This is a genomic window from Gorillibacterium timonense, assembly GCF_001457415.1.
GTDB lineage: Bacteria > Bacillota > Bacilli > Paenibacillales > NBRC-103111 > Gorillibacterium > Gorillibacterium timonense.
Map to the genome: position 1 here is coordinate 959,151 of NZ_LN881724.1, position 12,269 is coordinate 971,419.

At 57.3% G+C, this 12,269-nt stretch carries 11 protein-coding genes and 1 pseudogene; 9 read left to right on the plus strand and 3 right to left on the minus strand.

The genetic code is table 11. From position 1 onward, the window contains the following. Positions 1–43: 43 nt before the first annotated feature. Complete coding sequence (gene yhbH / locus BN2684_RS16910) at positions 44–1,192, minus strand: sporulation protein YhbH (protein WP_058303310.1); 1,149 nt, start codon at positions 1,190–1,192, stop codon at positions 44–46. Positions 1,193–1,439: 247 nt separating this feature from the next. Between yhbH and BN2684_RS16915 the strand changes: the two genes are divergently transcribed. From BN2684_RS16915 to BN2684_RS16930, 4 genes are all read left to right on the plus strand, one after another. Further along, positions 1,440–1,952, plus strand: a complete 513-nt coding sequence (locus BN2684_RS16915; RefSeq protein WP_058303311.1) for a mismatch-specific DNA-glycosylase — start codon at positions 1,440–1,442, stop codon at positions 1,950–1,952. 129 nt (positions 1,953–2,081) lie between these two features. Beyond that, a complete protein-coding gene (locus tag BN2684_RS16920; RefSeq protein WP_058303312.1) occupies positions 2,082–2,669 on the plus strand; it encodes a P-loop nucleotide/nucleoside kinase family protein in 588 nt (195 codons plus the stop codon). A 278-nt stretch (positions 2,670–2,947) separates the two neighbouring features. After that, positions 2,948–3,364: a MerR family transcriptional regulator gene (locus BN2684_RS16925; RefSeq protein WP_058303313.1), complete on the plus strand. Its 417-nt coding sequence runs from the start codon at positions 2,948–2,950 to the stop codon at positions 3,362–3,364. A gap of 64 nt (positions 3,365–3,428) precedes the next feature. Then, complete coding sequence (locus BN2684_RS16930) at positions 3,429–4,412, plus strand: SDR family NAD(P)-dependent oxidoreductase (protein WP_058303314.1); 984 nt, start codon at positions 3,429–3,431, stop codon at positions 4,410–4,412. 216 nt (positions 4,413–4,628) lie between these two features. Here BN2684_RS16930 and BN2684_RS16935 read toward each other — a convergent pair whose 3' ends face one another. Beyond that, positions 4,629–5,123 carry a hypothetical protein gene (locus BN2684_RS16935; RefSeq protein ID WP_058303315.1) on the minus strand — a complete coding sequence of 165 codons (495 nt, stop codon included), beginning with the start codon at positions 5,121–5,123 and terminating at the stop codon, positions 4,629–4,631. A gap of 147 nt (positions 5,124–5,270) precedes the next feature. On the opposite strand from BN2684_RS16935, the gene BN2684_RS16940 reads away from it, so the two are divergent. From BN2684_RS16940 to BN2684_RS25065, 3 genes and pseudogenes are all read left to right on the plus strand, one after another. Continuing rightward, entirely contained in the window at positions 5,271–5,660 is a 390-nt protein-coding gene (locus BN2684_RS16940) for a DUF423 domain-containing protein (RefSeq protein ID WP_058303316.1), read from the plus strand. A 50-nt stretch (positions 5,661–5,710) separates the two neighbouring features. Then, positions 5,711–6,928 (plus strand): annotated as a pseudogene (locus BN2684_RS25060) (DEAD/DEAH box helicase); the annotation flags it as partial. 58 nt (positions 6,929–6,986) lie between these two features. Then, positions 6,987–10,169 (plus strand): Lhr family ATP-dependent helicase, encoded by a 3,183-nt coding sequence (locus BN2684_RS25065; RefSeq protein WP_449404110.1) that lies wholly within the window; start codon positions 6,987–6,989, stop codon positions 10,167–10,169. A gap of 82 nt (positions 10,170–10,251) precedes the next feature. On the opposite strand, the gene BN2684_RS16960 is transcribed toward BN2684_RS25065, so the two are convergent. Beyond that, positions 10,252–10,848, minus strand: a complete 597-nt coding sequence (locus tag BN2684_RS16960; RefSeq protein ID WP_058303320.1) for a hypothetical protein — start codon at positions 10,846–10,848, stop codon at positions 10,252–10,254. Positions 10,849–11,049: 201 nt separating this feature from the next. Here BN2684_RS16960 and BN2684_RS16965 point away from each other — a divergent pair, with 201 nt between their 5' ends. After that, positions 11,050–11,361 carry a YunC family protein gene (locus BN2684_RS16965; RefSeq protein WP_058303321.1) on the plus strand — a complete coding sequence of 104 codons (312 nt, stop codon included), beginning with the start codon at positions 11,050–11,052 and terminating at the stop codon, positions 11,359–11,361. A gap of 74 nt (positions 11,362–11,435) precedes the next feature. Further along, positions 11,436–12,230 carry an SDR family NAD(P)-dependent oxidoreductase gene (locus BN2684_RS16970; RefSeq protein WP_082652035.1) on the plus strand — a complete coding sequence of 265 codons (795 nt, stop codon included), beginning with the start codon at positions 11,436–11,438 and terminating at the stop codon, positions 12,228–12,230. The last annotated feature ends 39 nt before the right edge of the window (positions 12,231–12,269 follow it).

Below are 12,269 nucleotides of genomic sequence, written 5' to 3' on the forward strand. Positions count from 1 at the left end.
CCTCCTCCTTTTCATCCCGTGATGGGACCCTTTCAAAGTAAGTTCAAGTGGCGACCGGCTTGTTGAAAAAGGTTTTCAACGCGCCGTATACCTCTCCTTTTTCCTTGATGATGGAATATTGGAATTTCGGATGGCGGATTTGCTTATAGGCGGACATCAGCGTGCTGCTGCGATTGTATTGATTCACTTCTCCGTAGCCGAACATGTTGCAGCGCTCAAGCAGCTGCTCGATCAGCTTCACGCATTTGTCGTTGTCGGAGGTCAGGTTGTCGCCATCGGAGAAATGGAACGGATACAGGTTGTATTGCGAGCTCGGGTAGCGGGCATCGATGATTTCAAGAGCTTTCACGTAGGCGGAAGAGCAGATCGTCCCCCCGCTTTCCCCCTTCGTAAAGAAATCCTCCTCAGATACTTCCTTCGCTTCCGTGTGATGGGCGATGAAGACAATCTCGACATTCTCATATTTGGTGCGGAGAAAACGGGTCATCCAGTAGAAGAAGCTGCGGGCAATGTATTTCTCGAAGCTGCCCATGGAGCCGGAGGTGTCCATCATCGCGACGATGACGGCGCTCGATTGCGGCTTGTTGACCTCCTCCCAGGTTTTGAAGCGAAGGTCGTCCGGTGAGATGCCGTGAATTCCTGGCTGCCCCGAGCCCGCGTTGCGCTTCAGGTTTTCCAGAATGGTCCGCTTTTTGTCGATGTTGGACATGAGGCCTTTCTTGCGGACGTCGTGAAAGACGATCTCGCTCGCCTGCAGGTGTTTCTTTTCCTTTTGCTCCAAATGAGGCAGCTCCAGCTCCTCGAACAGCATGGCTTCGACTTCATCCAGTGTCACTTCGGAATCGTAATAATCGTCGCCGGGCTGATCGCCTGCGCCTTGCCCCTTGCCGGGACCGTTCGCCTGCTGTGGATCGCTGCCGAGGACATCCCCGACCTGAGAGTCTCCGTCTCCTTGCCCGACGTGCTTGGATTTCTTGTAGTTGTACCGGAAGCGGTATTCGTCCAGACTCTTGATCGGAATGCGAATCACCTGCTTGCCGCGCTGCATCACGATGCTTTCGTCGGCGATGAGATCGGGGAGATTATGCTTGACGGCTTCCCGGACCTTCTCCTGATGGCGGGTTTGATCCTGGAATCCCTTCCGGTGCAGAGACCAGTCTTCCCGGGACACGATAAACTGCGGCTCAGCCATGAGCGCACCCCCTTCGCGAATGCTATCGTTACAGTCTATTCAAGAGGAAGAAGAAGGATGAAGAGAATGGCTTTGCGGGGACAGGTGCATAGTGACCCGTATTCTTCTTCGGAGTGGAGGGGGAAGTCGGTCGCGTTAATGGAATCCGACGGCGGGACATGCTATTCTATCCGGGAGAGAGCGAGTGCGAGAGGTCGGTTTGTTTCTGTGGCAGGCGGATTCCTTGAGCGGAAGGAGAGAGTGGAGCATGGCAGGAGTACCGGATCATTTGGAAAAGGGGCTGTCGATTGTCTTCATCGGGTTCAATCCAAGTCCCTTATCCGCCGAGAGCGGACATCATTATGCGAATCCGCGCAATCATTTTTGGCGCATTCTGCATGAAGCCGGCTTAACGCCGAGGCTGTACGATCCATCCGAGGATGGGCAATTGCTGAAGCTCGGAATCGGCTTCACCAATATCGTGGCAAGGCCAACGCGCGGAGTGGAAGATATCACCCGTGAGGAATATCGGATCGGCCGGGAGCTTCTGCGAGAGAAGCTGGAACGATTTCATCCCAGGGTTGCCTGCTTTGTCGGCAAGGGAGTTTATGCCGAATACAGCCGCAACCGTTCCGCCGGATGGGGCTTCCAGCAGGAGCCAGTGATCGCCGGCATGCAGGAATTTGTCGCTCCCTCCTCGAGCGGCTTGGTCCGAATGTCGATGCCAGCCATTGTGGCCATCTATCGACAACTGGCCGACTTTCTAGCAGGAGAATGCTAGCTTGTACGTACAATGAAGATTTGATGAAGATTTATTCGCGGTAATGTTACCGATAAACATTTCCTCTTTTTCGATGTATCCGCTATACTGGAATGGATTGTACGGACGTTTATCGAGAGGGGTAGGGAGATGCAAAAGCTGGTTTTCTTCGTGGGAGTGGCCGGTACGGGCAAATCGACAGTGGCGGCGAAGCTTGCCGCGGAATCGTCCGTCGTGTTCCTCGACCGGGATACGGTCGGCGGCCGCTTTGTGGAAGCGCTGCTGGTTGCGGAGGGCTTGGACCCGGATGACCGGGATTCGGAATTCTATAAGAAAAACCTGCGAGATCTGGAATACAAGACGACGGAGGATGTCTGTATTGAGAACCTGAAGCTGGGCCAGAGCGTCTTCATGATTTCCCCGTTCACCCAGGAGCTGAAAGACCGCGAATGGATCGAGGAACTTCTGCGTAAAGCGGGACGGACGCGCAGCGAAATCGACCTGAAGGTAGTTGTGGTCATCCTGTCCGATTCGGCCGAGCAAAAAGAACGGATTCTGGCAAGAGGAACGACCCGCGACGAGTGGAAGCTCGAGCATTGGGATGAGTATTGGAGCAACATCAAGTTTGTTCCCGAGATCAACTGGGAGTTGGATGACCGCTCTCGCTTGATCTATGACAACAGCGGCGAGCTGACCGCCGATAAGCTGGCTGGAATTAAAGCCTTTCTGGGGTTTTGATCGAATGTTCCAGTTGCCTGATAAGATTGCTTAAAGAGCGGGCTCCCGCGCGCATGTCGTGCGCACGGGAGCCCGTATTTCTATCTACTTCGTGCGAATTCGGTCGCTCTGAAGGCGGCGGAAGGAATGCTTTAGCATCTTCGATCACACGTTGGCCGCGTAATGGTTGAGCCCAAAACGTGGTAAACTTAATCGATGAATAGAGGACATGAAATTCAAGACAATCAATGGAACAAGCAGTCTTGCCCTACATACGAATGTAAAGGACGGAAACCAACGTGAAACCCGAACAGGAACTCAGCATCAGCCAGGTTGCGGAACGTACGGGCTTAAGCGCACATTCTCTACGTTATTACGAGAGAGAAGGCCTCATGCTATCTCCTCGCATAGCGAGAGACCAGGGAGGCCGAAGGCGGTACAAAGAGGTCGATATCGAGTGGCTTGGATTTTGTATAAAGCTCCGTGAATCCGGGATGCCGCTTGCCCAGATCAAGCGATATGCCGAATTGGTTCGACAAGGCACGGGTAACGAGCAGGAACGGCTTGCCCTCCTCCGCAATCACCAGCAGCAGACACTCTCGCAGATCGCGCAGTTGAACGAATGCCTCGATCTGATCAGCCGGAAGGCCGATAGGTATGAGGAGAGCCTTGCACGCAAAACCACGGAAGCCACTCAGGAACGGGTGGGCCCTTGACTTTGAGCTTACTCTAAGTTGTATAGTGAAGTCTCCAACTACGGATGAGGGAGTTGAAGGTATCATGGAAGAGCATAAGCTTGCAACGAATAAGCAACACAAGCTCGGCTCCGGCTTCGGTTACCGCAGCACAGCGGAGGAAGTCCTGAGCGGCATCGATCTCTCGGGGAAACTCGCCCTCGTCACAGGGGGTTACTCCGGCCTAGGATTGGAGACGACTCGAGCGCTTGTTCGTGCCGGTGCCCGCGTCATTGTACCGGCCCGCCGCCCCGCTCTTGCGGAGGAAGCTCTCGCCGGTTTGAGCGGAGTCGAGGTCGAAGAGCTGGACCTGTCGGATCTCGCCAGTGTCCAAGCTTTAGCCTCTCGAATACTAGCCAGAGGGCTCAGCATTGACATCGCCATCTTGAACGCCGCCATTATGGCTTGCCCGGAGACCCGGGTTGGCCCCGGCTGGGAGAGTCAATTCGCGACCAATTACATCGGCCATTATGTTCTAATCCAATTGCTTTGGCCCGCTTTCATTTCGGGCGGCGGAGCGCGTGTCGTAGCCGTCTCTTCGATCGGCCATCATCGCTCGCCGATCCTGTGGGACGATATCCAGCTTACGGAGGGCTACGAGAAATTCAAAGCCTACGGGCAATCGAAGACGGCTGTCAGCCTGTTTACCGTTGAGCTGGATCGACGGGGAGAGAAGCACGGCGTACGCAGCTTCTCGGTCCATCCTGGCGGCATCATGACACCTCTGCAGCGCTATTTGCCGAAGGAAGAGATGATCGCGCGAGGCTGGTTCGATGAGACCGGAGAAGTGGTGAATCCGGCTTTCAAGACGCCGGAGCAGGGGGCTTCGACCCAGGTATGGGCGGCTACTTCCCCGCAGCTTACCGGCATAGGCGGGGTCTACTGCGAAGACTGCGACATCGCCGAAATGGCGGTGGACGGCAACAGCCTAAGTGGAGTCAAACCCTATGCCATCGACCCTGAACAGGCCGCTCGCCTATGGAGGCTAACCGCCGAGCTTACCGGGGTTGACCGCATTCCGTCTGCTTAAGGGCGCTGGCAGCGGAGCCCGGAATGGATCGCAGCAAGCAGAGCGGATTTCGACAGAGAGACAGGATGAGGGTAGGCTCTGCCCGTTGCAGAACAGCTTCTGATGATTGATTGCGAAAGGAAAGGGAGAGAAACAAGCGGGGTAGGTGCTCCTCGCTTGTTTCTCTCCCTTTTTGAGTTCTACCGCTGCTCTCTTGAGCACATGGCGGGCGAACGATTACGCCGCCGCTGCGTAATTGATTAAGCCGATGATCATCAAAATCGCGGTGATCCCTACCACGATGCCATTCAGAATGGTCCCGGTGATGGCAAATCCCTTTTTACGGTTTTTTTGCACCAATCCAACAATGCCCAGAATGAGGCCGACAAACATGATAAGTCCCGCCAAGAGGAACCCGATCCCCCCGAGGCCGAGCTGCGTTACCAGTTCGGGATTGTCCAGATCTGCTTCGAAGTCTGCGCTATTGAGCACAACGGATATGATGATTGCAAAAGAAGCCACGAAGCCGATGATGCCGAGAATGCTCATGATGAAGGACGCAATGCCGAGTCCGGAGTGGACCGGAGCAGGAGGAGCGGATTCCGACAGGGGAGACATGCCAAAGTAAGGAGCTGCCGGTTGAAACGGTTGAAGCGGGGGTGCGGGTTCTGGCTCATTTGTTTCTTTTTTCACTTGCCATTCAGGTACCATGTCTTCGTTGCGATTGTCCATGAATTCACCTCAATAAAATGGGTTAAACCTTTTCCTATTCTATATTACCGTTTTTTTCTTCCGGATGGAATCCTATTTCCAGATTGTCTTTTTGGTGCTGCGGCTTGTTGTGCTATCATGGGATGAAAAGGGTACGGAGGTCTGCATATGCGGAAGTTTGTCGGAATCGGCAGCATGCTTGCTTTTTTGGGCGTTGCGCTCGGAGCCTTTGGCTCGCATGGACTTAAGGGACAGATTCCGGACGATAGGCTAGAAGTCTATACCACAGGGGTGCACTATCATCTCATCCATGCGATCGGCTTGATTCTTATCGGTCTCGCTGCAGAGCGTCTTGCCGACAAGAAGAGAGTGAAGGCTGCAGGCTGGCTCATTCTGATCGGAACGCTGCTCTTCTCCGGCAGCCTGTATGTTCTCGCGGTGAGCGGAATCAAGATCCTTGGCATCATCACGCCCTTCGGTGGAGTGGCGTTCCTCGCCGGCTGGTGCTGTTTGGCCTGGGCCGCATGGAAAGAGCCGAATCGAGCGGATAACCAGTAGGGTGCCAAGCAAGCAGGATAGGTTCGAGTAAGCTAGTGAGGAGAGATCGTATGGGGGCAGTTGGAAAAGGTGGATTCGGGTTTCACCCGGTGACGGAGGAATGGTTCCGAGAACGGATCGGGGAGGCGACAGATGTACAGCGCCGGGCTTGGCCGGCGATTCGGAGCAAGGCCCATACGCTCATCGCTGCTCCGACCGGCTCGGGGAAGACGCTGGCGGCGGTTTTGCCATGCCTGGACCGGGTCGCCGTCGAGAAGCTGGCGGTGGAATCGCATACCCGCGGGGTTCGTATTCTGTACGTAACACCGCTCAAGGCGCTCAACAATGACATCCATCATCATCTGACCGGTTTTGCGCGCGAGCTTGCGGATACGGCGAAAGCCATGGAACAGCCTTGGCCGGAGCTTACGGTCGGAGTCCGCACCGGAGATACTTCGCAAAGCACGCGCGCCTCCATGCTGAGGAAGCCTCCGGATCTTCTCGTGACCACTCCCGAATCGTTCTACATCCTGCTCACCTCGGAGCGTGCTCGCGAGATTCTCCGTACGGTGGAGCAGGTCATTGTGGACGAGATTCATGATTTGGCTGCGGACAAGCGCGGGATGCACCTCAGCGTCTCCTTGGAGAGGCTGGAGGAACTGTGTGGCAGGCCGGTTCAGCGGATCGGTGTATCCGCCACACAGAAGCCGATCGAGCGCATGGCGCAGTTTCTTGGCGGCTGGGAGCCCGGAAGCGCAGGAAGCGTGAAGGCTGCGGGGGCGGGGAAAAGGGCAGCGGCGACAGAGTCAATAGCGGCAGATGCGGCGGAACTGCTGAACGTGCGGGATGGATCGGATGAAGCGGATGAAGCGGATGAAGCGGACGGAGGAGAGGAGCTGGTTGGAGAGGGGTATTCCCTCCGTCCGGTTACGATTATCGAAAGCCCGATGGAGCGAAAGCTATCTCTCGCCGTTACCGTTGCCGAACGGGCGGGGATGGGACGCGGCGAGGAGCGCATCTGGCAGCCGATCCTCGACAAGCTCTTCCTTCTGATGGAGGGCTCCGCCACCTGCATCCTGTTCACGAACAGCCGCAGGCTCTGCGAACGGCTGACGCTCCGCTTGAATGAGCACGCGGGCGGAGAGATCGCCCGCTCCCACCACGGCAGCGTCTCGCGGGAGAAGCGGCACGAGGTGGAGCGCCTGCTGAAGGCAGGCGAGCTCCGCTGCCTCGTGGCGACCTCCTCGCTGGAGCTCGGCATCGACGTCGGCTCGGTCGATCTGGTGATCCAGATCGACTCGCCGAAGTCGGCGGCCGCCGCGATCCAGCGCTTCGGCCGCGCCGGGCATGCCGTCGGCCCGGGACATCGAGCCGATCCGCGTTCCGCGGCACAGTCTCGATGTCCTCTCCCAGCAGGTCGTGGCCATGGCGGCCACGGACGACTGGGAGATCGGGCGGTTGGCCGCCGTGCTGGCGCGCAGCTACTGCTTCCACGGCCTGCCGCTGTCCCGGCTGCGGGCCGCGCTCGACGTGCTGGGCGGGCTCTTCCCCTTCTCCCGGCCCCTCCTGGAATGGGACCGGGAGAAGGAGCGGGTGAGCCGCCGCCCCGGCACGCCCATGGCGGCCATTCTCGGCGCGGGCACCATCCCGCCGAGCAGCGGCTATCCCGTGCATCACGCCGAGAGCCGGGTCCATGTCGGCGAGCTCGACGAGGAGTATGTCTACGAATCGCGCGTGGGCGACGTCTTCCAGCTCGGCGCCTCCTCCTGGACGATCCGGGAAATCCGCGCGGACCGAATCTACGTGACGGAAGCGGTGAACCGCTTCAGCGAGATCCCGTTCTGGAAGGCTCTGCCGATCAGCCGCAGCTTCGAGCTCGGCCAAGGAATCGGCCGATTTCTGGAAGAACTCTCGCTATGCGACCTCAGCCGAGCCGAACCGGTGCAGGATTGGCTGAAGCAGGAATGCATGCTGGACGAGCCGGCCTCGCTCTCGCTAATCGGGCTGATCAAAGCTCAGACCGCCTCGTGCGAGGTCCCGACCGACCGTCGCATCATCATGGAGCATTACCCCGACGATGTCGGCCGCCATCATCTGGTGATCCACAGCTTGTTCGGCCGACGCTTCAACTACACCTGGCAGCTCGCACTGCGGGTGGAGCTGGAGAAGATCGTGCCCGAACGCTTCTATTCCGGTGTCCGCGACAACGGGATCGAATTTGTTTTCCCGCTGTGGAACCCGGTATGGCTGCAGGCGATCGCCCGGGTGGACGCCAAGCGGGTGGAGGAGCTGCTGCTCGATGCACTGCCCGGATCTCCGCTGTTCGGGACCCATTTTCGCCGAATCGTTGAAGTCTCTCTGCTGCTGACCCGAGGGTATACGAGAGTGCCGTCCTGGAAGCAGCGCATGCGCGGGGAAGAGCTTCTACGCGAAGCCCTGCCGTACATGGAGCGGTTTCCTTACGTGCGGGAAGCGATCGAGGAGGCCATGAACGAGTCTCTGTCCGTCCCGGAAGTGAAGCGGGTGCTTGAGGCGGTTTCGGCTGGCGAAATCGAAGTCGTCTACCGCGAGAATCGCTTTCCCTCTCCGTTCGCAGCGGAGTTCGTTCAAGAATATGTCATGGAAAACTTCTATGAATCCGATGCGGTCAGCCACGATCTGCAGCAGCAGGTTCTGGGGGTAAGCCGGGAGCTAGCATCTGAGCTGTTCGGAGAGGAGAGCGCCCGGAAAGCCATCTCCCCTGCCGTCCTTCACAAAGAGAAAGAACGACTCGAAGAAGCTCCGAAGGAAACGGTAACGCAGGAGGAAGCTTATCGGCTGCTGAAGGAACGCGGAGACCGCAGCCTCGCCGAGTGGAACAAGCTGGCAGGGAAAGAGGCGGCGGCTTATCTTGAAGCTTTGACGGATGCTGGGAAGGTTGCGTCGGTTCGGATCGCCGGAGAGGAACGGTTCATTTGCTCCGATGAAGTCGAGCTGTATGAGGCGTTTCCCGATTCGGAGGAATCGCTTCTCTTCATTCTCCGCCGATACATGGATCACCGGATTTCCTTCACGGCGGAGGAAGTTGCCCATCGATACGCTTTGCCGATCGAGCGCTGCCGCCAGCTGATGGAGGAATGGGGAGAGAAGGCTCTGATCAAGCCGGCTCCGTTCGCGGAACCGACCGAAACGGGCCTGTGGACCAGCACGAAGGTAGCGGAGCGCATCGTTCGGTTCTCGCTCCTGGAATTCCGCAAGCAGGCGGAGCCGGTGGAACCGGCGCGGTATGCGGCTTATCTGTGCAGCCTGCAGGAGCTGGTCGAGGAGCCGGGAATCACGGGCTCCGCAGTTTCGCCAGCCGGAGGCCCGGATGCGTTGCTGAAGGTGATTACGAGGCTCGAGGGCTTGTTCCTGCCAGTCTCTCATTATGAATCCCATCTGTTCCCGGCCAGGCTGCCGGGCTATCGCAAGGAGGATCTCGATCTCTTGTGTGCTTCGGGGGACATCTGCTGGGTAGGCAAGCGGCGGGAAGGGGAGAAGGAAGGGCGAATCGCGTTCTTTCGGACGGAATCCAAGGAGTTGCTCGCCCCCTTTGCGGAACCGGAGGGAGAGACCCGTTACCCGGAGCTTTTGCGCTATCTGCAAGCCAAGGGGGCGTGCTTCCTGACCCAGATTGCCCGCGATTTCGGGGAAGTGCCGTCGGCGATGCTGGAGAATCTGCTTCAGCTCGTGTGGGAGGGACGGGTTGCGAATGACCAGTTCGCTCCTCTGCGTAAGGCCGCCTCGGGAGCATCGGCCAAAGCGAAACCGGGACGAGCCGGCGCCTTTCAGTCGGGACTCGGTCGCTGGTACGCGATTGACCAGGAGTCAGGCTCCTCATCCGAATCGTCTGCCAATTCGGATCGAGATAAGAGAGAAGCGGAGGAGCGTTCGGCAACGGCTTGGGTGCGACACCTGCTGGCTTGCTTCGGAATTCTCACCCGTAATCTCGTCGCGGAATATTCACCCTATGCGTGGGATCGGTTATACGGAATTTTGAAGCAGCTCGAGGATTGGGGGCTTTTGACGAGAGGTTTCTTTGTGTCGGGCATTCCAGTCATGCAGTTTGCCTCAAGAGAAACCGTCGAAGCGCTCCGCGCCTTCCAGCCTTTGACCGGCGGAAACAGCTATTCCCTCTTGTCGGCAGCGGACCCTGCCAATCCGTACGGAATTCTGCTTCCCTGGCCAGAACGCTCGAATACGACGTTTGCCCGCAAGCCTGGTCACTACTTGCTGCTGCGCGGTACGACCTGGGAGCTGTGGCTGGAGAATGGGGGCAAGCGTTTGACGGACATGGAGTTGTCCGCCGATCCGGAGCGGCGAAGGACAAGCCTCACCTACGCCTTGAAGGCGGTCATGAAATGCGCCAAGCTCAAGAAGGTTCAGATCGACCGCTGGAACGGGGAGCCTGTCTCGGGCAGCCCTGCAGCAGAGGTGTTGACCGGTCTTGGCGCGGAGCGCGACCGCGAGGCTTTCGTCTTTTGGCCCAGCAGCTTTTCGCAAGGGCGGTAAGAGAGAGGTTTCCTTCCGAATAAGAAAGCCTCCATCTCCGGCATCGCCGGGAGGAGGCTTTCGTCAAGCGGGAAGACGAGCTTCAGGTGGTAAAATCTTCGACTTCCGTCATCCGGAATTGATAAACCTTTTTCTCATCCACATGATAGACGGTCAAGGTATCCGTCAGCTGGTCGAAGCTCAGGATGCGGCAGGGGAGATTGAGTCGGACTCCCTTGCCCTTCAAAACGGTCAACCGCACGAGTGCATTGCTTTGCTTGTGCTTCTCAAGAAGCTCGATCAAGGTTGGCTCCGTTTGGTGGGAAGCTTGTGCCGCTACCGGTTTGGCTGTGTCGGCTTTGCCTGGCTCCGCTTTGCCGGGTTCGGGTTTTGCCGCTTCTGCTTCTGCTTTAGCGGTTTCCGCTTTTGTCCGTTCCGCTTTCGCAGGTGCGTTCTTGTCCCCTTTGTCGGGTATCAGAGGCGCTGCTTTTTCGGGAATGCGGATTTCGGTTCCTCCTTGTTTGGCTGCTGCCTGAACCGTCTTGCCAATCGCAATGCCTTTGCGGATGTCGTAGTCTGCAATCTTGTCCTGATTAAGGATGTGAAGCAGGGTTTCGAGGGCGATGCCATTGTTGTAGCCTTCAATGAGAATATCGACTGTAAACACATACTTATTTTTATCTTCTCTTGCTTTGTCCATGCTGTATGTCGCCCAACCCTCCGCCTAATGTACTCCTACTATAGCACGGATAAATCGCTGAAAATAGGGCTTTTCACCTGAATAAAAATTATTTTTTCCTAGCAATGCTGTACGATTTTGGGAACCCCGGCAAATACCTATTACGCATGCGCCCGGAACTTCATATGGTGAGGTATCCTCATCGGAAGGAGGCGTTTGCTGATGATTACGATGATTCCCGTTCAAGTCGGAGAGCGGATCGCGCTTGGGATTGAAGTGAAGCTGCCCAAGACTACCTTGCTCGCCGTCTCGACAGATCAAGGATATATCATGTGCGGGGCGCTGGATATCGGACTTTTGAACGAACGTTTGAGCGACCGGAAGATTTTGGCGGGAAGAGCAGTCGGGGTCCGGACGCTGGAGGAGCTTCTGGAGGCTCCGCTTGAATCGGTCACCCATGAAGCCGAACGATTAGGAATTACTCCCGGCATGAAGGGCAGGGAAGCCGTGGCGAGAATGTTCCGCGAGGATTGACGGTTCAGCAAGAGCGCGCGATGAGCCGGGGGACGATCGGTTCCCCGTTGCTCATCCTACATAGGAGGATCATGATGAAATCACGTCGTTATGCTGGACAAACCGTATTGGTAACCGGGGCGTCCTCGGGGATCGGATTAGAAATGGCCAAGCTGTTTGCACGGGACGGGTACCGGCTCGTTCTCGTTTCCCGCAACCGCGCCGCACTTGACCGGCTGGCGAAGGGTCTTCGCCAAGAGCATCAGGCTGATGTTTTCGTAGCGGAAGCGGATTTGTCGATTCCTGCTGCTGTCAAGGAACTGATACAGACCCTGGAGGACCAGAACATCAACATCGATGTCCTCGTGAACAATGCGGGCTCCGGACGAAGCGGGCTATTTCAGGACATTCCTTGGCAAGAGGACGAACAGGTGATCCAGCTCAATATGGCCTCGCTAACCCAATTAACCAAGGCCGTGCTTCCGCATATGCGCGAGAAGCGAGCAGGAGGAATTCTAAACGTCGCTTCCACGGGGGCTTATCAACCGGGCCCGTTCACCGCGGTCTATTATGCTTCAAAGGCATATGTTCTCTCGTTTACGCAAGCTTTACGGCACGAGCTTAAGCCGGATGGCATCCAAGTGTCCGCCTTTTGCCCGGGCGCAACCCGAACGGCCTTCTCCGAAAGAGCCGGGAAGCGGGATCAGCCGGGAGCCATGTCCGCCGAGCAGGCGGCGCGAATCGGGTACTCAGGTTTTCACAAGGGGAAGGCGGTCATCGTTCCGGGGCTGACGAACAAAATGGCCGTTGCTATGAGCTGCGCGCTGCCCGGGCCGCTCTTGGCGAGGCTGGTGGCCAAGCTTCAGGAACGGGTCATCATCCGTAAGTAAGTAGAAGCCCATGCTGTCGAGCATGGGCTTCTTCCCTCT

What these genes read in the sequence shown, in the direction of transcription:
- BN2684_RS25065 (WP_449404110.1), top strand. Translation starts at nt 6,987, where the DNA reads ATGCCGTCGGCCCGGGACATCGAGCCGATCCGCGTTCCGCGGCACAGT.
- BN2684_RS16940 (WP_058303316.1), top strand. Translation starts at nt 5,271, where the DNA reads ATGCGGAAGTTTGTCGGAATCGGCAGCATGCTTGCTTTTTTGGGCGTT.
- BN2684_RS16920 (WP_058303312.1), top strand. Translation starts at nt 2,082, where the DNA reads ATGCAAAAGCTGGTTTTCTTCGTGGGAGTGGCCGGTACGGGCAAATCG.
- BN2684_RS16930 (WP_058303314.1), top strand. Translation starts at nt 3,429, where the DNA reads ATGGAAGAGCATAAGCTTGCAACGAATAAGCAACACAAGCTCGGCTCC.
- BN2684_RS16935 (WP_058303315.1), bottom strand. Translation starts at nt 5,123, where the DNA reads ATGGACAATCGCAACGAAGACATGGTACCTGAATGGCAAGTGAAAAAA.
- BN2684_RS16970 (WP_082652035.1), top strand. Translation starts at nt 11,436, where the DNA reads ATGAAATCACGTCGTTATGCTGGACAAACCGTATTGGTAACCGGGGCG.
- BN2684_RS16960 (WP_058303320.1), bottom strand. Translation starts at nt 10,848, where the DNA reads ATGGACAAAGCAAGAGAAGATAAAAATAAGTATGTGTTTACAGTCGAT.
- BN2684_RS16915 (WP_058303311.1), top strand. Translation starts at nt 1,440, where the DNA reads ATGGCAGGAGTACCGGATCATTTGGAAAAGGGGCTGTCGATTGTCTTC.
- yhbH (WP_058303310.1), bottom strand. Translation starts at nt 1,192, where the DNA reads ATGGCTGAGCCGCAGTTTATCGTGTCCCGGGAAGACTGGTCTCTGCAC.
- BN2684_RS16965 (WP_058303321.1), top strand. Translation starts at nt 11,050, where the DNA reads ATGATTACGATGATTCCCGTTCAAGTCGGAGAGCGGATCGCGCTTGGG.